The organism is Hymenobacter cyanobacteriorum, from assembly GCF_022631375.1.
Taxonomy (GTDB): Bacteria; Bacteroidota; Bacteroidia; order Cytophagales; family Hymenobacteraceae; genus Hymenobacter; species Hymenobacter cyanobacteriorum.
This window is the reverse complement of sequence record NZ_JALBGC010000006.1, coordinates 12,558-35,058: the sequence shown is the minus strand read 5'-3', so window position 1 is coordinate 35,058 and position 22,501 is coordinate 12,558. Positions and strand designations below refer to the sequence as shown.

Sequence of the window (22,501 nt, the reverse complement as noted above, 5' to 3'; positions counted from 1 at the left end):
AACATCATGAAAAACACCCTCGTAACCACCGCCCTGCGCGCCGCGCTCCTGCTGAGCCTGACCGCCCTGCTCACCCTGACGGCCCAGGCTCAGCAGGTCCAGCCCGCCACCACGAGCCCGGTGGAGATTCCGGCCAGCCAGCTGCCCACGGCCGTGCGCCAGGCCATTGCCAAACAGTACGCGGGCTACCGCGTCGATGATGCCCGCAAAATCAGCGGCGGCAAGGCCGGCACTACCTACCGGGTGGAGCTGGAAGGCACCGGCAAAAAGGAAATGCACGTTGTGTTCAACGCCGCCGGCAAGGTGCTGCGCAGCACCACCGAAACCGAGCGCGACGACTAGGACCGGCGCGACAACCGAACGGCCCGCTCGGTCAGCCCCTACGTGGGGCTGCCGGGCCGTTTTCGCGTTAAGGGAAATGCCTGCTTATTCCACTTCAGCCACCTCACGGGCCAATTGCTGCACGTCGCTCTTCATCAGGTTGACGGTGGATTCGAGCTGGTCGAACAGGTTGGCGCGGATGCGCAGGGCGTCCGCTTTGTAGGTGCCGCCGGCTCCGAAGAGCAGGTCTTCGAGCTGTTTTTTCTCGTCCGCGTCCTTAGCTCCCAGCTCGCCGGCCGTGAGCCAGCGGTTGAGCAGGCGCTTGCGCAGCGGAGGCCGGTTTGCGCCCCGGATGCCAGGGCGTGAGAGGTAGTTCCAAACCGCGGCCGGGAACACGGTCGACTCGGCGGGGCCGTGCCAGACGTCGCCCAGCGCGTTGCGGCGGTGCGAGAATGGAATGTCGGCTGCCGCTGAGGTGCGCAGGCTGCTGTAGCCCAATGCCGCGCCGATGAGGCCGATGGCAATGCCCACGGGCCGGTAGATGGTTTTGCGCACCTCGAAGAGCGACATGAGCCCCGTGGCCACGGAGCCCAGCGCCCCGAGCAGAATGGCGATGATGGTCAGGTTCTTCACCCGCGAGCCGGCTTCGTCGAGCAGGAAGTCAGCAATCTGGTCGGCGCGCTCTTCCTCGCAGTCCAGCTCGCCGGCCGTGCTGGAAATTTCCAGCGCCACGTCGGTCAGGCGGCTGCCCACCTGCTGGCGGGCCACCACCCGCGCCAGCGTGCCGGGTGGCGTGGCCAGCATGGCGCGCAGCTGGGGCACCAGCCCGCACACGTTGGCCGTGCGCAGGGCATCGACGGAGAAGGTGCGGGCCAGCAGCGAATCGGCGGCCAGCACGGCTTCGGGCAGCACGGCGTAGCCCTTGGGGGCCACCACGGGCGTGAGCGGGGCGCACTCGCTTTCGTCGGGCACGTCTTTGGCCGCCAGCGAGCGGGGGGCGGTGTTGCAGCTGCCCAGCAGCAGCAGGCCACTCAGCCCAAGGGCCTGCCAGAACAGCGCGGGCCGGCGGCCGGCGGGGGATGATTTCACCATATGCAACAAACAGCAGAGCTATGCTTAGGCTAACGCGCCGGCCGGCCCGGGGGTTGGCCAGCCGCGCCGGACGTGCCGACGTGCTGTCAGCCAAGGGCTACTTTTGTCCTTTGCCGGGTCAGAACCTGCCTCTTAAACTGCCTTGACCGTGTTGATTTCCCCTCTTGCTTTTATGCGCCGCACGGCGCTGGTGGCGCTGCTGCTGGCCCTGCCCTCGCTGCTGTTTGCCTGGGGTGCCTGGAGCCACCAGCGCATCAACCGCGCCGCCGTGCTGGCTTTGCCACCCACCCTGCGCACGTTCTTCTACAACCACGCCGACTTTGTGACGGAGGAGGCCGTCATGCCCGACGCCCGTAAATTCGTGCTGCACGACAAGGCCGAGAACCCGCGCCACTTCATCGACGTGGAGGCCTACGACAAGCCGCTGAGCCAGCTGCCCCGCACCGCCGCCGAAGCCCGCGCCACGTACGACGCGGCCACGCTGGCCAAAAACGGCACCCTGCCCTGGACCATTCTTGAAACCCTGGCCCAGCTCACGCAGGCCATGAAAAACGGCCGCAAAGACGAAATCCTGTTCCTGGCCGGCGACCTGGGCCACTACCTCGGCGATGCGCAGATGCCCCTGCACACCTCCCTCAACCACAACGGCCAGCTTACGGGCCAGACCGGCATTCACGCCTTTTTTGAGGGGCAGCTGCCCGAGCTGTTCGGGGCGGCCTACAACTTCAACGTGGGCACTGCCACCTACGTGGCCGACCCGGTGGCTGAAACCTGGCGGCTGCTGGCCACCAGCCACGCCAGCGCCGACACGCTACTGGCCGTGGAACGCCAGCTGCAAACCGAGGTGGCCCTGGCCGACCGCTACGAGCACGACGCGCAGGGCGGCATCCGCAAAACCCAGTTCAGCGACGAGTACCACGCCCGCGCCTACGCCACCCGCTACCACCAGGCCCTCAACCACCTGGTGGAGCGGCAGCTGCGCCGGGCCGCCCGGTCCACGGCCGATTTCTGGTACACGGCCTGGGTCAACGCCGGCAAGCCCGACCTCACCCGCCTGGATTCAGATTACACCACCCGCAGCAACGCCCGCAACCTGCGCCACGAGTTGCAGTTGCTCCAGCGCGGCCAGCTGGTGGATATCAAGACCAACCCGGAGTTCTAGCCTCAGCGCTACTCCGCCAGGGTAGCGGCCAGCGCCCGCAGCTGCGTTTCCAGCGGCTGCACCTGGGCGTCCAGCTCGCCCAGCAGTTGGGCCCGCACGCGCAGCTCAGCGGGGCGGTAAAGGCCGCCCTGCTCGTAGAGCAGCTGCGTGAGGTGCGAGCCGGGCAGGCGGCGGCCCACTGTCCGCCACCGCGCCCGCAGCTGCGCCTGCCGGGAGGGCGCGGCCGGGGCTTGGCCCGCTGGCTGCGTGAGGTAAGCCCACACGGTGGGCGGCAGCGCGGACGCCACCGCCGGTCCGTGCCGGACGTCGCCTAGCGCGTTGCGCGGATGGGCAAAGCTGGCTTCGGGCACCGGGGCCTGGGTGCCGCTCCACGCCGCCCCGGCGGCCACCAGCAGGCAGACGACGCCGGGGGCCTGCGCGAAAAACGCCCGCGTCGTGCGCGGCTTCAGCACCGGAAACGAGAGCAGGCCGGTCAGGCCCAGCCCCAGGGCGAGCAGCAGCAGGTGGCGGCAGTGGGCATCGGCGGCGGCTTGCAGCTCGGTGGCCAGCGCGGCGGCGCGGTCCTGCTCGCAGCGCAGCTCGGCGCGGGCTTGCTGCACCACGGCGCTCAGGCGGGCCACTTGCTGGCGCAACTGGTGGGCTAGCATCTGGTGGGCCGCCGAACCGGGAGGCGTACGCCGTAGGGCCCGCAGGCGGGGCACCAACCCGGCGGCGTTGGCGGCGTTAAGAAGCATTGGGGTTAATTGATGAATCAGGGCCGTATCGGCGGCCAACTCAACACCTGACTGGCGGCACAGCCCGGGGGGCTCGGCCAGTGGGTGGGCCGGGGCGCAGGCGCTTTCATGGGGCCGGGGCGGGGGCAGTTGCCGGGCCACGGTACAGGCCGTGAGGCCGGCCAGAACCAGCCACCGGCCCGGCCAGCGGCGTAGCGCGGACGGCAAACGAAGAAACGGCATCAGCACAAACACAAGGCGTTGTCAGCGGCGGCAACCCCATGAGGCGCGCCCAATTGCGGGTTTATGCCCATCTTACGCAGGGGTTGGGCCGATGGCCCGCCCGCACTGCTACTATTCGCTTTGCTATGTCAGCCACTGCTCCCCTGCTGCCGGGCGGCCTGCCGCTTTTCACTGTGCTGCTGGTGTGGGGCACCTGCCTGGGACTCGGGTACTTGCTGGGCCTCTACGACCGGCTGCTGCGCCCGCTGGGGCCGCAGCTCCCTTTTTACCTGGTGGTCATTGTGAGCTTCACGGCCTTCCTGCACGTCATGTATGAGGGCTTTTCGCGCCCGCTGCCTTTGGGCATCACGCTGCTCTACGCCGGGGGCAGCCTGCTCACGGGCCTCCTCTTTGGGTGGCTGGGGCTGTGGCTGGCCCGTCTTTTCTAGCGCTGGCCCACCGGGGCATCGGACGGGCGGCCGGGCGCGTATGCTTACCAGGCGCTTTCCCTTCGCCACTACTTTACCTGCTCTTATGAACCGTTCGGTGTTGTTTATTGGCCTGGGAGGCTTTATCGGGTCGGTGAGCCGCTACTGGGTGCAGCAGTATTTTCTGCGCTTCGTGCCGGTGGGCTTTCCGCTGGGCACGTTTCTGGTCAACATCATCGGCTGCCTGCTCATTGGCTTATTTCTGGGCTTCTTCGAGCGGCACACCGAGGTGTCGCTCTCGTGGCGGCTGTTCCTGACCACGGGCTTTTGCGGGGGCTTCACCACCTTTTCCACGTTCGCCTACGAGAGCGTGACGCTGGCCCGCACCAGCGAACTGGTGCTGCTGGCCGCGTACGCCGCCGGCAGCCTGCTGGTGGGCATGCTGGCGGCCTTTTTGGGCTTCTGGGCGGCCCGGTTTATCTAGCTGGGGTCCTCTCAGAAAACGGAAAATATAGTACGTTAAGGGCTGAAAAAGGGCTGCCAGGGCCAGACATCGATTCAAAACCTTCGAGTCGGAGGGTTTGCCTTACTTGTTTTAACAACACCCGGACGAACCTTGTAAAGCAAATTTTAGCGGTCGTTGGAGCGCTGGAGGTACACTTTCATTACTTCCACGGCCATTTACCCGGTGGTTTGGTCCAACATCTTCCGGCCGGTGGGCGTGAAACGGACAGGGTCGTCGCAGTCGTTGAGGATTTGTTCGATGTGACGGACTACTTGGTGGTAGCTCTTGGGGCAGAAGCTACGGGGCAACGAGGGCAGCGGCTCTAGCGGGAGCGGCGTGGCGTGTGACATTTAGTGCAACCTGACCGTCGGCGAGCACCGGGCCGACCTGCAACAGCGGGCTTTGGATGTAGGGCCGAATGACCAGCCGGAGCATGTGGGACCCCTCGGCTAACGCTTTTTTGCCCCCATTGGCCAGCAGATTCGCCCATAGCGACTGGCTTTTTCGGCGGGAAGTTTCAGGGGCAAGCACGGGCTGGTGCAGCACGGGTTGCGCGTTTTCCTCTATGAGGTATTGCGGCTCGGGCTGCAAGTAGGCGGTGTAGACCAGCTCGTTGTCGACGTAAAAACAGTATTGGAAGCTGCCCCTTTTCATGAAATCGGTGCGTTGCGCGTCGGGGGCGAGGCGGGCCAGGGCATCGGGAAGCGAGGTGGTCAGGAAAGCCGTCAGGTACAAGCTGCTTTTGGGCGTGAGGGTGTGGGCGTGGTACCCGATATAGTGCGCGTCATCAGCGTATCCAGTGGGAGGAATGCGCGTGGCGCTGAACAGTATCCGGCCGAGGTGGGCTTGTTGAAAGGCAAGCAACGAGGCAGCGGACGCCGGTGCGGGCTGCTGGGCGCGGACAGCTGGGCCCCAGAGCAGCAAGAGCGACAAAGTGGAATTCATGGTAACCGGGGCCGCTGAGCGGTGCGCAACAAAGAAAAAGAATCTATGTCGTAAATTTACGGCATATTATGTCGTATATTTGCGACATACTTCTGGCTTTGCTACCGACTCCTATGTCTTCGAACGCGGATATCCTGAACCGTCCCTTGCTGCAGGTGGTGCTCGAACGGGTACTACGCACCGAATGCCTCGTGCTGGAAGGCCTCCGGCTCCAGACCCAGGGGTACAATGGCCAGCCCGGCGGCGGCGGCCAGCAGCGGCTGGAAGCCGCCGAGCAGCGCGCTTACGAGCGGGCCGAAACCCTGCTTCATCAATTGCTGGCCGCTACTACCGCCGCGCCAGCCTCCACCGAACGACCCGCTTCCCGTAATGACTTACGCTAAAACGTCCGCCTTCACGGCGGAGCAACAGTACTTGGCCCGCGTGGCCAAGGCCCTGGCCCACCCGGCGCGGGTGGCCATCATTCAGTTTCTGGCCAGCAAGCAAACCTGCATTTCCGGGGACATTGCGGCCGAGCTGCCGCTCTCGCGCACCACGGTGTTTCAGCACTTGCAGGAGCTGAAAGCGCTGGATTTGATACGCGGCGAAATCGACGGGCTCACCGTTTGCTACTGCCTCAATACCGAATTGCTGCACCAGGTGCACCAGCAGTTCACCGCCTTTTTCATCGAGGCCACGAGTGGCGCGGCCTGCGGGCCCAACGATGCGTGTGCCTGCTAACCACCAGCCGCTTTTCACCCCCATTTTACGAAGCAACGCCATGAAAATTTCTGAAATCAAGCAGGCCCTGGCCGAAGTAGAAGCTGTCAATTTCCGCCTGCCCTCGGGCGAGTATCTGCCATCCCATTTCCACGTCACGGAAGTAGGCTTGGTGAGCAAGCATTTCATCGACTGCGGCGGCGTGGAGCGCCGGGAAACGGTGGCCAACTTCCAGCTCTGGGAGGCCGGCGACTACGACCACCGGCTGGCTCCGCTAAAATTCCTGCACATCCTGGAGTTGTCGCAGCGCATTCTGGGCACGGAGGACCTGGAAATTGAGGTGGAATACCAGCAGACCACCATCGGCAAGTTTGGGCTGACGCGCGAAGGCAATGACTTCGTGCTGACGCAAAAGCAGACGGCCTGCCTGGCGCAAGATGCCTGCGGGATTCCGGCGGCCCAGCTGTTTGCGCTGCCCCAGCTGCAAACGGCCGGCGGGTGCACACCGGGTGGCGGGTGCTGCTAAGGTGACCAACGGCGCGGCTCTCGGGGGTCGCGCCGTTTTATTTCCCTCTTCTTTCCCTTTGCGATGACAATTGCCTTTTTCTCCGACGTGCACGGCAACCTGCCGGCCCTGGAAGCGGTGCTGGCCGATATGGAGCAGCGCCGGCCCGACCTGATTTTCTGCCTGGGCGACCTGGTGGGCTACGCGCCCTGGCCCAACGAAGTGGTGAACGAGGTGCGGCGGCGGGGCATTCCCACGCTGGCCGGCAACTATGACCAGGGCATCGGGCTGGCCAGCAGCAACTGCGGCTGCGCCTACAAAACCGACACGGAAAAGGACCTGGGCGCGCAGAGCATTGCCTATACCAACCACATTGTGGGCGACGACGAGCGCCGCTACCTGCGTCTGCTGCCCAAGCACATGCGGTTGGAATTTCAGGAAGAGCCCTGCACGCTCAACTTGCTGATGGTGCACGGCTCGCCGCGCAAAATCAACGAATACCTGTTTGAGGACCGGCCCGAGGCCAGCTTTCTGCGGGTGCTGGCCGAGGCCAACGCCGATATCATGCTCTTTGGCCACACCCACAAGCCCTATCATCGCACGTTTGCCTACGAGGTGGCCGGCGAAACCCGCTACCGCCACGCGCTGAACATTGGCTCGGTGGGCAAGCCCAAGGACGGCGACCCCCGGGCGGCGTACCAGCTGCTGCACCTGGACGAGAACACGAAGCTGACCGACCCGCATAGTGTGCGCTCGGAGCTGATTCGCGTGGAATACGACGTGGAAAAGGCCGCCCAGGCGGTAGAGGCCTCGCCGCTGCCCAACGAGTACGCCGACATGCTGCGCAAGGCGTACTAACCACTTTTTCCGGCCATGAAATACCTCTCGCTCCTGGTCCTGGTGCTGGCCGGGGCCGCGCTGACGACGCAATCGGCGGTCAACAGCCAGCTACGGGGCACGCTGCACAGCGTGATGTGGGCGGTGCTCATCTCGTACTTGGTGGGCAGTCTGGCGGCCGGGGCGGTGCTGGTGGCCAATCAGGCCCCTTTGCCGCCCCTGGCCGCCGTCCAGCAGCTGAAATGGTACCAGTGGACTGGTGGGGCCCTCGGGATGGTGTACATCGCGGCCATCACCTTTTCGCTGCACCGGGTGGGCGCGGCCCCGCTCTTCGCCCTCGTGGTTGCCGGCCAGCTGCTGACCGCCCTGCTCTTCGACCAGTTTGGCCTGCTGGGGCTGGCCCGCAGCAACTTTTCGCTGGCCAAGCTGGCGGGGGTGCTGTTTCTGGCCCTCGGGGCCTACCTGCTTAACCGCAAATAACCCGTTCGCGCACTTACTGGCGGATACCATGACGATTTACCCCCTCACCATTGCGCACTGGAATCAGGTAAAGGGCATCTACGAGCAAGGCATTGCCAGCGGAGATGCTACGTTCCAAACCGACGTTCCTTCCTGGAAAGAGTGGCACCAGACCTGTTTGCCCCACAGCCGGCTGGTAGCCGTCGATGAAGGCTACGGCCAAAGCAACCAAGTGCTCGGCTGGGCGGCCCTGGCCCCCATTTCCGGGCGTGCGGTGTACCAGGGCGTGGCCGATGTGCAGGTCTACGTCGCCGGTTTTGCGCGGGGCCGGGGCGTTGGCCGGCAACTGCTGGAAGCACTGGTCAGCGAATCGGAAGCGCACGGCATGTGGCTGCTGCAAGCCAGCGTCTTTCCCGAAAACACCACCACCATCAGCATTTACGCCGGGGCCGGCTTCCGGGAAGTCGGCCACCGCGAACGCATGGGCCAGCTGCATGGCGTCTGGCGCTCCGTGGTGCTGCTCGAACGCCGTAGCGCAGTCGTCGGCGTGGAAGTGTCGCCCCTTATTTCTCCTGTTCCCAAAACCTATGCAACCCTCTAGCATTCCCCTGGCCCCGGCCCCCGCCGTACTGGCCGAAAAGAAACTCTCCGGCCTCGACCGGGGCCTGACCCTGTGGATATTCCTGGCCATGGCGCTGGGGGTGGGCCTGGGTTACTTCGTGCCCGGTATTAACGGGGCCATCAGCTACTTCTCGGTGGGCACGGTGAACGTGCCGCTGGCCATCGGGCTGATTTTGATGATGTACCCGCCGCTGGCCAAGGTGAAGTACGAAGAGCTGCCGAAAGTCTTTAAGAACACGCGCATTATCGGCCTGTCGCTGTTTCTGAACTGGATTGTGGGGCCGCTGCTCATGTTTTTCCTGGCCATCTGGCTGCTGCCCGACAAGCCCGAATACATGATGGGCCTGATTCTGATTGGCATTGCCCGCTGCATTGCCATGGTGCTGGTGTGGAACGACCTGGCCGACGGCAGCCGCGAGTACGCGGCCGGGCTGGTGGCCCTCAACTCAATTTTCCAAGTGCTGTTTTACTCGGTGCTGGCCTGGCTGTTTATTACGGTGCTGCCGCCTTACTTTGGGCTGAAAGGCTACGCGGTGAACATTGGCATCTGGGACATTGCGCAGAGCGTGCTCATTTATCTGGGCATCCCGTTTGCCGCCGGATTCCTCTCGCGCACCATGCTGCGCCGGCTGAAAGGCAATGAGTGGTATGAGCAAGTGTTCATCCCGGCCATTAGTCCGATTACGCTGGTGGCGCTGCTGCTCACCATCGTGGTCATGTTCAGTTTGAAGGGCGAAACCATTGTGCAAGTGCCGCTGGACGTGCTGCGCATCGCGCTGCCGCTGGCCCTGTACTTCGCCATCATGTTCGTGCTCAGCTTCGCGGCCGGCAAGTACCTGGGGGCCGACTATGCCGAAAACGCCAGCATTGCCTTCACGGCTACCGGCAACAATTTTGAACTTGCCATTGCCGTGGCCATCGGGGTGTTTGGCTTGAACTCGGGCCAGGCTTTCGCCGGGGTGATTGGGCCGCTGATTGAGGTGCCGGCCCTGATTGCGCTGGTCAACCTGGCGTTCTGGTTCCGGCGGCGCTGGTACGGCGGCAAAAGTGTAGCCGCCGCGTAACCTCGTTTTTACACTGATTTTAACTACTTCCCATGTCTGATAAGAAAAACGTGTTGGTGCTGTGCACCGGTAACTCGTGCCGCAGCCAGCTGCTGCACGGCTACCTCGCCCAGGAGCTCGGCGACCGGGCCAATGTGTACAGCGCGGGCGTGGAGGTGCACGGCCTGAACCCGCGGGCGGTGCAGGCGATGGCCGCCGACGGCGTGGACATCTCGCACCACACCAGCAACCAGGTGGACGAGTACGCGGCGGTGCCGTTTGACTACGTGCTGACCGTGTGCGACCATGCCAATGAGGTGTGCCCGGTGTTCCCGTCGTCGGCCAAGAAGCTGCACCACAACTTTCCCGACCCGGCCAAAGCCACAGGTAGCGAGGAAGAAGTTACGCAGCAGTTTAATAGCGTGCGCGACCAGGTGAAAGCCTACGCCCACGACTTCGTGCAAGCGCAATTCCAAACCACTTAGTGCCCATGAACCCCGCCCCGCTGCTCGTTCCTCACGACTTCAGCACCGACGTGCTGGTCATCGGGGCCGGCCAGAGCGGGCTGGCCGTGGGCTACTACCTGCGGCGGGCGGGCCTCGCCTTCGAGCTGCTGGATGACCAGGCGGGACCGGGCGGGGCCTGGCCCCACGGCTGGGCCTCGCTGCGCCTGTTTTCCCCGGCCGATGCCAGCTCGCTGCCGGGCTGGCTGATGCCGCGCCCGGCGGAGGCGGGCTTTCCCGCCCGCGACGCCGTGATTGACTACCTCACGCTGTACGAGCAGCGGTACGCCCTGCCGGTGCGGCGGCCCGTGCGCGTGGCCGCCGTGCACCGGTCGGGGCCGGGCTTCGCCGTGCAGACCGACACCAGGACGAGGCAGGCCCGGGCGGTGGTGTGCGCCAGCGGCAGCTGGAGCAACCCCTTCGTGCCGGCCTATCCCGGCCAGAAGGATTTTGGCGGGGTCCAGCTGCACTCGGCCCACTACCGCGACGCCGCGCCCTTTGCCGGGCAACGGGTGCTGGTGGTGGGCGGCGGCAACTCCGGCGCGCAGGTGCTGGCCGAAGTCTCGCGGGAGGCGCACACGACGTGGGTGACGGAAAAGGAGCCCCGCTTCCTGCCCGATGACGTGGACGGCCGGGTGCTGTTTTCGCAGGCCACGCAGCGCTACCACGCGCAAGCTGGCGCTGCGCCGGCCCCGCCGCCGTCACTGGGCGACGTGGTGATGGTGGACCCGGTGAAGGAAGCCCGGAGCCGGGGCGCGCTGGGCAGTGTGCGGCCCTTTGCGCGGTTCACCCGCACAGGCGTGGTCTGGGCCGATGGGCGGGAAGAAGCCGTGGACGCGGTTATCTGGTGCACGGGCTTTCGGCCGGCGCTGCCGTTTCTGGCGAACCTGGGCGTGATGGAGCCCGATGGGCGGGTGGCCACGGCCGGCACGCGGGCGACGGCCCTGCCGGGCCTGTGGCTGGTGGGCTACGGCAGCTGGACGGGGTTTGCGTCCGCGACGCTGATTGGGGTGGGCCGCTCGGCCCGGGCCACGGTGGACGAGATACAGGCATTTCTGGCCCCGGAAGCCGTTACACCAGTGGAAGAGTAGCCCCGGCGGGCGGCAGCTCGCCCAGCAAGGTGCCGAACAACTGCCGGACCTGCGCCCAGCGGCTGGGCGAAAGCGCGTAGCCCTCGCGGGCGCTGCCGGGGACCGACTCGACCAGCCCGGCTGCTTTCAGCTCCTTGAGGTGCTGCGATACGGTGCTCTGGGAAAGCGGCAGTTCTGCCACCAGCTCGCCGGTGGTGCAGGTAGCGCGGGTGGCCAGCAGGCGTACGATGGCCACGCGGGCCGGGTGGCCCAGGGCCTTGGCCACCACTGCCACCGCCTGTTCATCCGCGCTAAAGCGGGTGCCCTTATTTCCGTTCATGCCAGATTACCCACTCAGATAGGTACAGCTGGTGCGTGGCCTTTCATCGAACAAAAGCACGGCTGAGCCGATGAGCAATTTTAGGTGTTGTTAAACAAGTAGGGCAAACCCTCCGACTCGAAGGTTTTGAATCGATGTCTGGCCCTGGCAGCCCCTTTTCAGCCCTTAACGTACTATATTTTCCGTTTTCTGAGAGGACCCCTAGCTTCATCCATTCTTATTCCCACCCGCCATGTCGTTCCAGAAAATCCTGATTTACGTCGATGAGAGCCCGCAGTGCTATCACGCCACGCAGGCCGGCCTGGACCTGGCCGCCGCCCTGGGGGCCGAAGCCGGGCTGGTATGCGTACTCAACGAGGCGCGGGCCATCGGCAACATCGACGCCGGCCAGACCCACGCCGAAGCCGAAGCCGTGCTGCTGGCCCGCGCCGAGGAGCTGCTCGCCCAACTCGACGCCCTGGCCACCCCGGGCCTGCGCCTCAGCCATTTCCTGCCAAAAGGCCAGCCCGCCGAGCAGGTGCTGGCCGTCATCGAAGCCTGGGCCGCCGACCTGCTGGTGGTGGGCACCACCGGCCGCCACGGCGTGCTGAGCCTGCTGCTGGGCGGCGCGGCCGAACACCTGCTGGAGCGCGCCCACTGCCCCGTGCTGGTGGTGCCCCTCAAGGGAGCTTAGCCCAAAAACCGCGCGCCGGCCCGTAAGCTCAATTTCTACTCAGAATGCCGGGGTAACCTTGGGCTGCCGCGCCGCTGTGGGGGCGGTCTGGCCCTTGCTTTTCCGACGACATGCCGCGCTTTGCCCGCTTTTCCGATATTGCCCGCCACCTGCTCGCCCGGCACCGCCGCCTGCTGGGGGTGGTGCTGTTCGGGGTGCTGCTGCCCTGGGGCATCTTCCTGAAAGTGGGCTCTGAAATCCGGGAGCAGGAGGGCTTTGCCGGCGATACGGCCGCCTTGCGCCTGGTGCACGCCCACGCCACCCCCACCCTCGATGCCGTGAACCTGGCCCTGACCCGCGCTGGCGGCCCGCCCGTGATGGCCGTGCTGTGCGGGCTAATCGCCGCCGGGCTGTGGTGGCGCTGGCAGCACCGCCGGGCAGCCTTTTTTGGCGCGGCCGTGGGCGGCGCGGCGGCCCTCAACCTGCTGGCTAAGGGCCTGCTGGGGCGGCCCCGCCCGGCGCTGTGGGCCTCACTGGCCCCCGAAACTTCGTCGGGCTTTCCCAGCGGGCACGCCATGGGCACAGCCGCGCTGGTGCTGGCCGTGGGCCTGCTGGCCGTGGGCCTGCTGGCCCCGTGGCGCGGGCGCTGGCTGGCGTGGACTTTGGGCGGGCTGTTCGTGCTGGGCGTGGGCTTTTCGCGCGTGTACCTGGGGGTACATTACCCCAGCGACGTGCTCTCGGGCTGGATTGCCTCGGTGGGCTGGGTGAGCAGCGTGTACGTGCTGTTTTCGCCGGCCCTGCGCGAGTGGTGGGGCTCGGCCCGGCTGCGGCAGCAGTCTCACCGCCACCAGCAGCATCACTCCCAGGCCTGACCCGTTCACTTTAATGCCTTTCGCCATGCTCCGCTCCCGTGCCCTGCGCCCCCTGCTTCCTGGCCTGCTGCTGTTGCTGGGCTGGCCCGCCCGTAGCTGGGCGCAGGCAGTAACGCAGGCCCCGGCCCCGGCCGATTCGGCCTCTGCGTCAGCCGCCCTTCCGCCCCGCAACCCCTACCGGCCCACGCTGCGGCAGCTGGCCCTACCGGCACTGCTGCTGGGCGTGGCCGCGCTGGGCACCGAGAAAGTGGACGTGCTCGAAACCGACGAGGCGATTCAGGGCGCGGTGAAAAGCCATTTCCCGCGCTTCGAAACGACTATTGATGACCAGCTGCGCCACGTGCCGGCGGTGGCCACGCTGGGCCTGAGCCTGGCCGGCGTGAAGGGCGTGCACAGCACTCTCAACCAGGGCGTGATTTTCTTTCTGGCCTACACCATCAACAACACCCTGACCAGCAACCTCAAAAACCTGGCCCTGGTGGAGCGGCCCTACGGCAATCAGGACTTCAGCTCCTTTCCCAGCCAGCACACCAGCGCGGCGTTTGCAGCGGCCACGTTTATGCACCGCGAGTACGGCGGGCGCAGCGTGTGGTACAGCATCGGCGGCTACTCGGTGGCCACGGCCACGGCGGCCATCCGGGTGCTGGGCAACAAGCACTGGGCTTCCGATGTGCTGGCCGGGGCTGGTGTGGGCATCCTCTCCACCGAGCTGGCCTACTGGGCCTACCCGCTGGTGCACCGGGTGCTGGTGCGCGGCCTCCAGGACCGAGCGATGGTGGCCCCGTTCTACAGCGGCGGGGCCGTAGGGCTGGTGGTTGGCGTGCCGCTACGCTGAAGGCCAGTGCCTGAAACCGCACCTACTCTTTTATTGCCGAATGCTCTACCCGCCTGCTAACCGCTGCCCCGGATGAGAGTCCTGATTGTTGAAGACGAAGCCGAGCTGGTGCCGAGCCTGGTGAATCACGTCGGCGTCCTGGGCAAAGCGTGCGCCGGCTTCGCCCGGCGCTGAAGTGCTTCGCGCCGCTTTTCGCGGCCTCATAGGGCCAAGCATGGGCCACCCGCCATACTCCGAATTAACTCAAAATTGGCGCATAGCCTTGCGGCTCCAAACGCCTTTGCCCTCCCATGCTCAAACCCCTTATGGTGGCTCTGCTCCTCTCCGGTTGCGGCAATACCGCTCCCGAACGCCACGTCCCGGCCCCACCCGTTTTGGCGGCGCCTGCCGCCGCCGGCAGCGCCTACGACTTTGCCCACCCCGCCTCCACCTACGTCGTCCCCGCGCAGCTGCAGGAGCTCTCCGGCCAAACCCTGGTGGGCGAGGGGCAGCTGGCCTGCATCGAGGACAAAACCGGCGACCTGCACTTCTACAACCTGCGCACCCAGCGCCTGGACAGCACCGTGCAGTTCGGGCCCAAGGGCGACTACGAGGACGTGGCGCGGGTGCCCGGCGGCTACCTCGTCCTGCGCAGCGACGGCACCCTGTTCAAGCGCAACGGCCGGGTGACCACCACCTACGCCACCGGCCTGAGTGCCGCCAACGAGCCCGAAGGCCTGGCCTACGACGCGGCCAGCCAGACCCTGCTGGTGGCGTGTAAATCCGAGCCGGGCGCGGGCCTTGCCGCCACCAAGCGGGCCGTATACCGCCTCAACCCCACTACTTACCACATCGAGTCCAAGCCGGCCTACGTGCTCGACATTGCGGCCATCCTCGCCCGCTCGCCCGACGCGGCCCGCCCGGGCAAGGCCGCCAAGAAAACCGGCCAGCTGAGCCAGTTTGCGCCCTCGGCCGTGGCCGTGCACCCGCGCACCCGCCACGTGTTCGTGCTCTCGGCCCGGGGCAACGACCTGGTGGAGCTGGACCCGCAGGGCCGGCTGGTGGCCGCCCAGACCCTGGACCCGGCCCTGTTTCCGCAGCCCGAGGGCCTTGCCTTCGCGCCCAACGGCGACCTGTTTGTGTCGAGCGAGGCCGGCAGCAAAAAAGGCCAGGGCCGCCTGTACCGCTTCTCCGAAACTCCTTCCCAACCCTAACCCCTTGTCCTATGTGGTGGATGTATGCGTTGCTCTCGGCCGTATTCGCGGCCCTTACCGCCGTGCTGGCCAAAATCGGCATCAAGGGCGTCGATTCCAATCTGGCCACGGCTATCCGCACGGTCGTCATTCTGGTACTGGCCTGGGGCATCGTGTACTTCCGGGGCGGGCTGGAGCACATCGGCGACCTGACGCGCACCAACTGGATTTTTATCGGACTGTCCGGCCTGGCCACGGGCTTGTCCTGGATATTCTACTTCCGGGCTTTGCAGCTGGGCAAGGTGTCGCAGGTGGCCCCGGTCGACAAGCTCAGCGTGGCCATTGCCATCGTGCTGTCGGTGGTGTTTCTGGGCGAAAAGCTCACCTGGCACACCGGCCTGGGCGCGGCCATGATTATCGGCGGCACGCTGGTCCTCATTTTTTAAGCCTTATCCACCAAGCTGTTTCCGTTATGCGTTTTAGCCTCTTCAAATCCGTGGGCCTGAGCTGGCTGCTGGCGGCCCCCGTTACTTCTGCGCTGGCGCAGCAGGTGCCCAAGCCGGCCGCCGACACCCTCCACAAGTACGAGCGCCCCGCCACGGGCCTGGGGGCCGTGGAAAAGAAAAGCTTTTTCCAGAGCAAGGGCTTCCGGGCCAGCATCATCCCGGCCGTGCTCATCGGCTACGGCGTGAGCACCATCAATGGGCACGGATTCTACAGCAGCTACCAGGCCCACGACGATATTCGGCGCGTGTTTGGCGACTACCGCAACCACGCCGATAACTACCTGCAGTTTGCCCCCTACCTGGAGCTGGGCGGCGTGCTGCTGGCGGGCGTGAAGAGCCGCAATGACCGGGTGAATCTGGGCCTCGTCATCCTGAAAAGTGAGCTGATTATGGTGACTAGCGTCTACATCGTCAAGTTTGCCACCAACATCGACCGCCCCGACGGCACGCCCACGGCCTTCCCGTCGGGCCACACGGCGCAGGCGTTTCTGGCCGCCAGCATCCTGCACACCGAGCTACGCGACAAAAGCCAGTGGTACGGCATCGGGGCCTACACCATCGCCACCGGCGTGGCCGCGCTGCGCATGATAAACGACAAGCACTGGGAGTCCGACGTGGTGGCCGGGGCCGGCTTCGGCATCTTCTCGGCCCACTTGGGCTACCTCACCCACCGCTACCGCTGGGGCCACAAGCCCAATGAGACGGCCACGCTGCACGTTTCGCCCCTGTATTACGCCGGGGCCACGGGCCTGTCGCTGAACTGGCAGCTGCACTAGGCCCGCCACAAACTCCCTTAACCCCCACTGCTGCCATGAAGAAGATTGCCGAGGTTACCCTGCTGTTCTGGGTGATGAAAATCTGCGCCACCACGCTGGGCGAAACGGCCGGCGACCTGCTGGCCCAAACCCTGAACGTGGGTTATGGCGCCAGCTCGCTTATCCTCATCGGCCTTTTTCTGGTCCTGCTGGTGGCCCAGCTGGCCGTGAGCCGCTACATTCCGGCGCTGTACTGGGCCGTGATTCTGGCCACCAGCACGGCGGGCACCACCATGTCCGATTACATGGACCGCACCCTGGGCCTGGGCTACGCCACGGGCGCGCTCATTCTGGTCAGCATCCTGGCCGTGGTGCTGGGCCTGTGGCGGCTGAGTGAAAAGTCGCTTTCGGTGTCCGACATTACCACGAGGCGCGGGGAGCTGTTCTACTGGACGGCCATCCTGATTTCCAATACCCTGGGCACGGCCTTGGGCGACTTTCTGGCTGACGACTCCGGGCTGGGCTTCGGCGGCGGGGCACTGCTCATTGGCTCCTTGCTGGCCGTGGTAGTGCTGGCCTACTACTTCACCAGCCTCTCGCGGGTGCTGCTGTTCTGGGTGGCCTTCGTGCTCACGCGGCCCTTCGGCGCCACGTTCGGCGACCTGCTCACCAAATCGCCGACCGACCACGGCCTGGGCTTCGGCACGCGCGGCTCGTCGCTGATTTTGTTCGGCCTGCTGCTGGGGCTGATTCTCTACACCTCGCTGCGCCCACACTCATCCCCGCCTGCCCGTGAGAGCGGCCGCCCGGACGGGCCGGTTGGGCGCTGAGGGCCGCGCTGTTTCCGCTAACCTGTATTTCCTGTTTTCCTCGCTTTATGAAAAACCTGCTGCTTACCGCGCCGCTGGCCTGCCTGCTGGCGGGCGGTCCGGCCCGCGCCCAGACGCCGCCCGTGGGCGCGGCGGCCCCGGCCCCCTACCACCTGCTGAGCACCGTAGCCATCGGCGGCGAAGGCGGCTGGGACTATTTGAGCGTGGACCCCGCCGGCGAACGGCTTTACGTGTCGCACGGCACCCAGGTGGAAGTGGTCGATTTGAGCACCCACAAGGTTATCGGCACCATCCCCAACACGCCCGGCGTGCACGGCATCGAGGTGGTGCCCGCCGCCGGGCGCGGCTACATCACCTGCGGCCGCAACAACACCTGCGTGGTGTTCGATTTGAAAACCCTGCAGCCCATTGGGGCGCCCATTGCCACGGGCCCCAAGCCGGACGCGCTGCTGTATGATGCCTTTTCCAAGCGCGTGTTCCTGTTCAGCAACGACGGCGGCAAGAGCACCGTGCTCGACGGCGCCACCGGCACCGTGGTGGGCACGGCCGACCTGGCCGGCGACGTGGAAGCGCCCGCCACCGACGGCAAAGGCACCCTCTTCGTCAACATCGAAGACAAGAGCGAAGTCATTGCCCTAGATGCCAATACTTTGGCCGTGAAAAGCCGCCACGCGCTGGCGCCCGGCAAGGAACCCACCGGCCTGGGCTACGACCCGAAAACCAACCGCCTGTTCAGCGCCTGCGCCAACGAAAAGCTGGTGGTGACGGATAGCAAAACGGGCCGGCAGGTGGCCGTGCTGCCCATCGGCAAAGGCACCGACGGCGCCGTGTTTGACCCCAGCACGGGCAACGTCATCACTTCCAACGGCGCCTCGGGCACATTCACGGTCATCCACCAGGACTCGCCCTCGAAGTACCGCGTGGTGGGCGAAGTGCCCACGGCGCGCGGGGCCCGCACCATTGCCCGGGACCCGAAAACCCATCACCTGTTTACCTGCACCGCCGATTACGGCCCCGTGCCGGCGCCCACGGCGGACAACCCGCGCCCCCGGCCCAGCATCGTGCCGGGCACGTTCCGCGTGCTGGAATACGGGCGCTAGCCGTGCCTCCGCTCCATCAGCAAAAGAGCCAAGTGAGAAATCCTCACTTGGCTCATTACCAACTAACACGGCTTTGGCAGCCTTGGCCTTGGTTAAAAGGATTGGTCCAAACAGTTACATGACCGACATATGGAAGCTATTGGTGGCCGTTCCCAACGCTATCGGGTAGGCTCGGTTTGTGAATCAACCCGTTGCCTGCCGTTTCAGATGCTTTAGCTGCCAATACCAAACTGCCCCAACTGCGTACTTTGCGCGCATGTCCGATTTTCGCCTCCGTGTATTTGCCGCCGTGGCCCGGCACCTGAGCCTGACCAAGGCCGGCCAGGAGCTGTTTGTGAGCCAGCCGGCCGTTACCAAGCACATCCGGGAGCTGGAGGCGCAGTACGGCCAGCGCCTGCTGGAGAGGCGCGGCAACCGCGTGACCCTCACCGAGGCCGGCCGCCTGCTGCACGCCCACGCCGATGCCGCCGCCGCCGCTCAGCAGCTGCTCGAAGACCAGCTGCTGGGCCTGCGCGACCCCGACGAGGCCGCCGGCCGCCTGCGCCTGGGGGCCAGCACCACCCTGAGCCAGTACGTGTTGCCGGGGCTGCTGCCCGCCTTCCAGGCCCGCTACCCGCAGGTGCAGCTCTCGTTTCTGAACGCCAACTCCGAGCGCATTGCCGAGGCCCTGCTGCGCGGCGAGCTGGACCTGGGCTTCGTGGAGGGCCGCACCAAGAGCCACGACCTGCACTACGAGCTGCTGCTGCCCGACGAGCTGGTGGCCGTGCGCCGCACCACGCCCGGCGGCCCGCCCGCCGCGCCGCTGCTCCTGGCCGAGGCGCTGGCCCACCCGCTGGTGCTGCGCGAGCGGGGCTCGGGCACGCTGGAAATCCTCGAATTTGCCCTGCGGGCGCAGCACATCAAGCTCAGCGCCCTGCCCGTGGCCATCTACCTGGACAATACGGAGGCCATCAAGCGCTACCTCGAAGCCGCGCCCACCGCCCTGGGCTTCGTGTCGCGCCGGGCCCTGGACCGCGAGCTGGCGGCCGGGCTGCTCGAAATCGTGCCCATTGCCGGGCTGCACCTGGCCCGGCAGTTTGAGGCGGTATCGGTGCAGGGGCAGCCACTGGCCCGGCCGGCGCAGCGGTTCCTGAGCTTCGTGCAGGGGCAGCTGAAGGGGGGCAAATAAAAAATGGTGATGCCGGATAACCATTCGGTATCCGCTGAAAGCACCACTTTATGAGCAGCTTACGTACCATTGCAGCGTAGTGCGGACCGGGTGGTTCGCCCATCTTCACCCTACTTGCTTATCCTCATGGAAAACACTCCGCAGCCCGCCCCAACCGATGCGCAACCCGCCGCCGAACCGGCCGCCCACGATGGCACCCCGCACTACGGCGACTTCGGCCACCCCGCCGACCCCACCGCGCCCCGCCACTACCAAGCCCCGACCAACGACGGCACGAACGACAACCCCGACGAGTTCAGCGAATTTCGCGGCAAGCACGCCGCCGCCACCGAGCACTACTGCATGCCCGAAGCCATTGCCGACCCCCACCAGCAGCGCGGGCACGTGGAGCAGAATCAGGCCGTCGCGGCCGTGCAGGCCAGCGCGGACGGCACGCCCGGCGAGCAGAAGGCTGCCTACGCCCTCGACGACCCCCGCATGGCCGGCGGCGACGTGTTCGACCTGAAAGACGAGCAAACCGGCTTCTAAGCCCTCAGGCCAGTAGTTCATCCGTCCAGCGGCCGGCTCGTGGTGTACGAGCCGGCCGCTGGCGTTTCCAGCCCCCGCGGCGGCCGGCCTGGCCACGCAAAACGGACGCGCCACCCTGGCTCGGCCCGGGCAGTCAATAACCTTTGGTTATGCAGGATAATATTATTGGATAATCCAACCGGTGGGCAACGCCGTATATTTGCCTCAGAAACAAACCCCTCCCGCTCATGGCCCTCCCAGTTCAGCCCACGCCGCTTCAAGCTTCCACCCCGCTGCCCGCCCCTGCCCCGGCCGGGGAAACCGCCGCCCCCGAATTCAACGAAACCAGCGGCTTCTTCCGGCACCTGCACACGCCCCGGGTGGCCTTCGGGCAGGACTTCACCTTGAAGCAGGTGGTGTTCGTGCTGTTCTTCGTGTTCTGCCTCACGCCCTGGGCCTCGCCGCCCATTGCCCTGGCGCTGGGCCTGCTGCTGGCCCAAACCATCGGCAACCCCTTCACCACGCAAACCAAGCAGGCCACGGCCAAGCTGCTCCAGTTTTCGGTTATCGGGCTGGGCTTTGGGATGAATGCCCACGCGGCGGTGCAGGCCGGCAAGGAAGGCATCCTGTTTACGGTAGTGTCCATCTTCGGCACGCTGCTGCTGGGCTTGGTCGTGGGCCGGTGGCTGGGTCTGGGCAAGCACGTGGTGCACTTGATTTCGTGCGGCACCGCCATTTGCGGGGGCTCGGCCATTGCGGCCATCGGGCCGGTGCTGCGGGCCAAGGACGAGGAAATGTCGGTGGCGCTGGGCACGGTGTTCGTGCTCAATGCCGTGGCCCTGTTCGCCTTCCCGCCCATCGGCCACGCCCTGGCCATGACGCAGAACCAGTTCGGCCTGTGGTGCGCCATTGCCATCCACGACACCAGTTCGGTGGTGGGCGCGGCGGCGGCCTACGGCAACCAGGCCCTGGAAGTGGCCACCACCGTGAAGCTGGCCCGCGCCCTCTGGATTATCCCGGTGGCCATCGGCACGGCCATGATTTTCAAGCAAAAGGGCGTGAAAATCACCATTCCCTACTTCATCTTCGGCTTCATCGCCGCGATGCTGGTCAACACCTTCGTGCCAGCGGCCAAGCCCCTGGGCCCGGTGATGGTGAACCTAGCCAAAATCGGCCTCACGGTCACGCTGTTTTTTATCGGGGCGGGTTTGTCAGCGCGGGTGGTGCGCTCGGTGGGCATGAAGCCCTACGTGCTGGGCATCCTGCTCTGGGTGGTGATTTCGACCGGCTCGCTCTACGTGATTCTACACACGGTATAGATGCTTGGTCGGGGCAGAGCGACCGAATGGTAGCGCTTGCTTTGCCCGATTTAACTAATTGACTGTCTGCATTCCGCAAAACAAGTTGTTTTGCGCGCTGGCTGGCCTTTGCCGCCTGTTTCACCTCTCTCCTTGGCCTCATGGAAACCACTCCCGACCCCTCGCCTCGGCTGCAGCCGGAAGACAAGCAGGCCTTCATCAAAATCGCCGGCCTGCTGACCTGGGTGATTGCCCTGATGGTGCTGGTAGTAGCCGTGACGGCCTACATCGTCGTCTTCAACCCTAAAACGCCCGACCTGCTGGCCGATGCCCCGGCCACGACGGCCGCCGCTGCGAGTGGGCCTGCGGCGGGCTTGCCTGACGTTGCCGGGGGGGCTGTGGGGAGCAAAACCAACTTCTTCCAGCCCGCCCGCTTCGTGCTCGACAGCGTGAAGCCCGACCCGGAGGGCCAGCTCATCCGCTACGGCCACGAGCTGATTGCCCACACCCCCCACTACCTCGGCCCGCAAGTGGCCAACCCGGCCCTGCGGCTGGCCGGCAGCAACCTGGCCTGCCAGAACTGCCACCTACAGGCCGGCCAGAAGGCGTTTTCGGCCCCCTACGTGGGCATCTGGGGCATTTACCCCACCTACAAAGGGCGCGAGGATGCCATCAGCACCCTGGAGGACCGCATCAATGGGTGCATGACGCGCAGCCTCAACGGCCGGCCCCTGCCGGTGGACGGCAAGGAGATGAAGGCCATCATCACCTACATGAAATGGCTGGGCCGCCAGGTGCCAGTGGGGGAGAAGGTGAAGGGCCAGGGTTTTGTTAAGTTCACCATGCCCAACCGCGAGGCGAATCTCGGGCAGGGCAAAATCGTCTTCGCCCAGCAGTGCACCAGCTGCCACGGAGCTAATGGCCAGGGCCGCCTCAACGGCACGCTGGCCGCCGATGGTTACCAGTACCCGCCGCTGTGGGGACCCGACAGCTACAACGACGGGGCCGGCATGCACCGCCTGCAAACGGCGGCCCGCTTTATCAAGGCCAATATGCCTTTCGGCGCCACGGCCGAGCACAGCATCCTCACCGATGACGCCGCCTACGACGTGGCCGCCTACATCAACTCGCTGCCCCGCCCGCGCATGGCCCACCTGGAAAAGGACTACCCCAACCTCAAAAAGAAGCCCGCCGACTGCCCTTACCCGCCTTACGCCGACCGGTTTACGCAGCACCAGCACCAGTTTGGTCCCTACGCGGCGATGGAAGCGGGCAAAAAGGGCGGCGAGTAGCCCCGCACCGATTTCCAGTTTCACCCCTTTCGTTTTCACCGCGCTGCTT

The 22,501-nt window shown here is 65.6% G+C and carries 29 protein-coding genes; 25 read left to right on the top strand and 4 right to left on the bottom strand.

Annotated elements, in window-relative coordinates:
- Positions 1-6 precede the first annotated feature (6 nt).
- Positions 7-342: a PepSY-like domain-containing protein gene (locus tag MON38_RS19855; RefSeq protein ID WP_241937897.1), complete on the top strand. Its 336-nt coding sequence runs from the start codon at positions 7-9 to the stop codon at positions 340-342.
- Positions 343-426: 84 nt separating this feature from the next.
- Here the strand turns inward: MON38_RS19855 and MON38_RS19850 are convergent, their stop codons facing one another.
- Entirely contained in the window at positions 427-1,413 is a 987-nt protein-coding gene (locus tag MON38_RS19850; RefSeq protein WP_241937896.1) for a hypothetical protein, read from the bottom strand.
- 172 nt (positions 1,414-1,585) lie between these two features.
- Here MON38_RS19850 and MON38_RS19845 point away from each other — a divergent pair, with 172 nt between their 5' ends.
- Positions 1,586-2,575, top strand: a complete 990-nt coding sequence (locus MON38_RS19845; protein ID WP_241937895.1) for a zinc dependent phospholipase C family protein — start codon at positions 1,586-1,588, stop codon at positions 2,573-2,575.
- A gap of 8 nt (positions 2,576-2,583) precedes the next feature.
- On the opposite strand, the gene MON38_RS19840 is transcribed toward MON38_RS19845, so the two are convergent.
- Entirely contained in the window at positions 2,584-3,309 is a 726-nt protein-coding gene (locus tag MON38_RS19840; protein WP_241937894.1) for a hypothetical protein, read from the bottom strand.
- 347 nt (positions 3,310-3,656) lie between these two features.
- On the opposite strand from MON38_RS19840, the gene MON38_RS19835 reads away from it, so the two are divergent.
- Positions 3,657-3,959 carry a hypothetical protein gene (locus MON38_RS19835; RefSeq protein ID WP_241937893.1) on the top strand — a complete coding sequence of 101 codons (303 nt, stop codon included), beginning with the start codon at positions 3,657-3,659 and terminating at the stop codon, positions 3,957-3,959.
- Positions 3,960-4,044: 85 nt separating this feature from the next.
- The gene (gene crcB, locus MON38_RS19830; RefSeq protein WP_241937892.1) at positions 4,045-4,422 is read left to right on the top strand and encodes a fluoride efflux transporter CrcB; all 378 of its coding nucleotides are present in this window, start codon (positions 4,045-4,047) and stop codon (positions 4,420-4,422) included.
- A gap of 318 nt (positions 4,423-4,740) precedes the next feature.
- On the opposite strand, the gene MON38_RS19825 is transcribed toward crcB, so the two are convergent.
- Complete coding sequence (locus tag MON38_RS19825) at positions 4,741-5,388, bottom strand: hypothetical protein (RefSeq protein WP_241937891.1); 648 nt, start codon at positions 5,386-5,388, stop codon at positions 4,741-4,743.
- 113 nt (positions 5,389-5,501) lie between these two features.
- Between MON38_RS19825 and MON38_RS19820 the strand changes: the two genes are divergently transcribed.
- The 9 genes from MON38_RS19820 (at position 5,502) to MON38_RS19780 (ending at position 11,146) form a co-directional block, all read left to right on the top strand.
- Positions 5,502-5,771 (top strand): hypothetical protein, encoded by a 270-nt coding sequence (locus MON38_RS19820; RefSeq protein ID WP_241937890.1) that lies wholly within the window; start codon positions 5,502-5,504, stop codon positions 5,769-5,771.
- Positions 5,758-6,108, top strand: a complete 351-nt coding sequence (locus tag MON38_RS19815; protein ID WP_241937889.1) for an ArsR/SmtB family transcription factor — start codon at positions 5,758-5,760, stop codon at positions 6,106-6,108. The genes MON38_RS19820 and MON38_RS19815 overlap by 14 nt, the downstream gene beginning before the upstream one ends.
- Before the next feature lie 40 nt (positions 6,109-6,148).
- Complete coding sequence (locus MON38_RS19810) at positions 6,149-6,613, top strand: DUF6428 family protein (protein ID WP_241937888.1); 465 nt, start codon at positions 6,149-6,151, stop codon at positions 6,611-6,613.
- Between the two features lie 63 nt (positions 6,614-6,676).
- Complete coding sequence (locus MON38_RS19805) at positions 6,677-7,450, top strand: metallophosphoesterase family protein (protein WP_241937887.1); 774 nt, start codon at positions 6,677-6,679, stop codon at positions 7,448-7,450.
- A gap of 15 nt (positions 7,451-7,465) precedes the next feature.
- Positions 7,466-7,909 carry a DMT family transporter gene (locus MON38_RS19800; RefSeq protein ID WP_241937886.1) on the top strand — a complete coding sequence of 148 codons (444 nt, stop codon included), beginning with the start codon at positions 7,466-7,468 and terminating at the stop codon, positions 7,907-7,909.
- 28 nt (positions 7,910-7,937) lie between these two features.
- Complete coding sequence (locus tag MON38_RS19795; protein WP_241937885.1) at positions 7,938-8,489, top strand: GNAT family N-acetyltransferase; 552 nt, start codon at positions 7,938-7,940, stop codon at positions 8,487-8,489.
- Complete coding sequence (gene arsB / locus MON38_RS19790) at positions 8,476-9,573, top strand: ACR3 family arsenite efflux transporter (protein ID WP_241937884.1); 1,098 nt, start codon at positions 8,476-8,478, stop codon at positions 9,571-9,573. The genes MON38_RS19795 and arsB overlap by 14 nt, the downstream gene beginning before the upstream one ends.
- Positions 9,574-9,605: 32 nt before the next feature.
- Positions 9,606-10,037 carry an arsenate reductase ArsC gene (locus tag MON38_RS19785; protein WP_241937883.1) on the top strand — a complete coding sequence of 144 codons (432 nt, stop codon included), beginning with the start codon at positions 9,606-9,608 and terminating at the stop codon, positions 10,035-10,037.
- A 5-nt stretch (positions 10,038-10,042) separates the two neighbouring features.
- Positions 10,043-11,146, top strand: a complete 1,104-nt coding sequence (locus tag MON38_RS19780) for an ArsO family NAD(P)H-dependent flavin-containing monooxygenase (RefSeq protein WP_241937882.1) — start codon at positions 10,043-10,045, stop codon at positions 11,144-11,146.
- Here the strand turns inward: MON38_RS19780 and MON38_RS19775 are convergent.
- A complete protein-coding gene (locus MON38_RS19775; RefSeq protein WP_241937881.1) occupies positions 11,127-11,465 on the bottom strand; it encodes an ArsR/SmtB family transcription factor in 339 nt (112 codons plus the stop codon). The genes MON38_RS19780 and MON38_RS19775 overlap by 20 nt on opposite strands.
- A 232-nt stretch (positions 11,466-11,697) precedes the next feature.
- On the opposite strand from MON38_RS19775, the gene MON38_RS19770 reads away from it, so the two are divergent.
- The 12 genes from MON38_RS19770 to MON38_RS19715 all read left to right on the top strand — a co-directional run bounded on the left by MON38_RS19770 (position 11,698) and on the right by MON38_RS19715 (position 22,452).
- Complete coding sequence (locus MON38_RS19770) at positions 11,698-12,138, top strand: universal stress protein (RefSeq protein WP_241937880.1); 441 nt, start codon at positions 11,698-11,700, stop codon at positions 12,136-12,138.
- A gap of 110 nt (positions 12,139-12,248) precedes the next feature.
- Complete coding sequence (locus MON38_RS19765; protein WP_241937879.1) at positions 12,249-12,989, top strand: phosphatase PAP2 family protein; 741 nt, start codon at positions 12,249-12,251, stop codon at positions 12,987-12,989.
- A gap of 25 nt (positions 12,990-13,014) precedes the next feature.
- The gene (locus tag MON38_RS19760) at positions 13,015-13,824 is read left to right on the top strand and encodes a phosphatase PAP2 family protein (protein ID WP_241937878.1); all 810 of its coding nucleotides are present in this window, start codon (positions 13,015-13,017) and stop codon (positions 13,822-13,824) included.
- A gap of 290 nt (positions 13,825-14,114) precedes the next feature.
- Positions 14,115-15,017 carry an SdiA-regulated domain-containing protein gene (locus MON38_RS19755; protein ID WP_241937877.1) on the top strand — a complete coding sequence of 301 codons (903 nt, stop codon included), beginning with the start codon at positions 14,115-14,117 and terminating at the stop codon, positions 15,015-15,017.
- An 11-nt stretch (positions 15,018-15,028) separates the two neighbouring features.
- On the top strand, positions 15,029-15,442 hold the full coding sequence (locus MON38_RS19750; protein WP_241937876.1) for an EamA family transporter: 414 nt from the start codon (positions 15,029-15,031) through the stop codon (positions 15,440-15,442).
- Positions 15,443-15,468: 26 nt separating this feature from the next.
- Positions 15,469-16,278 carry a phosphatase PAP2 family protein gene (locus MON38_RS19745; RefSeq protein ID WP_241937875.1) on the top strand — a complete coding sequence of 270 codons (810 nt, stop codon included), beginning with the start codon at positions 15,469-15,471 and terminating at the stop codon, positions 16,276-16,278.
- Positions 16,279-16,313: 35 nt separating this feature from the next.
- On the top strand, positions 16,314-17,087 hold the full coding sequence (locus tag MON38_RS19740; protein ID WP_241937874.1) for a COG4705 family protein: 774 nt from the start codon (positions 16,314-16,316) through the stop codon (positions 17,085-17,087).
- Between the two features lie 47 nt (positions 17,088-17,134).
- Positions 17,135-18,187: a YncE family protein gene (locus MON38_RS19735; RefSeq protein ID WP_241937873.1), complete on the top strand. Its 1,053-nt coding sequence runs from the start codon at positions 17,135-17,137 to the stop codon at positions 18,185-18,187.
- A gap of 256 nt (positions 18,188-18,443) precedes the next feature.
- Positions 18,444-19,355 (top strand): LysR substrate-binding domain-containing protein, encoded by a 912-nt coding sequence (locus MON38_RS19730; protein WP_241937872.1) that lies wholly within the window; start codon positions 18,444-18,446, stop codon positions 19,353-19,355.
- Positions 19,356-19,481: 126 nt separating this feature from the next.
- Positions 19,482-19,883, top strand: coding sequence for a hypothetical protein (locus MON38_RS19725; RefSeq protein ID WP_227787521.1), 402 nt, complete (start codon positions 19,482-19,484; stop codon positions 19,881-19,883).
- Between the two features lie 227 nt (positions 19,884-20,110).
- Complete coding sequence (locus MON38_RS19720; protein WP_241937871.1) at positions 20,111-21,181, top strand: YeiH family protein; 1,071 nt, start codon at positions 20,111-20,113, stop codon at positions 21,179-21,181.
- A 140-nt stretch (positions 21,182-21,321) separates the two neighbouring features.
- Positions 21,322-22,452: a c-type cytochrome gene (locus MON38_RS19715; RefSeq protein WP_227787519.1), complete on the top strand. Its 1,131-nt coding sequence runs from the start codon at positions 21,322-21,324 to the stop codon at positions 22,450-22,452.
- The last annotated feature ends 49 nt before the right edge of the window (positions 22,453-22,501 follow it).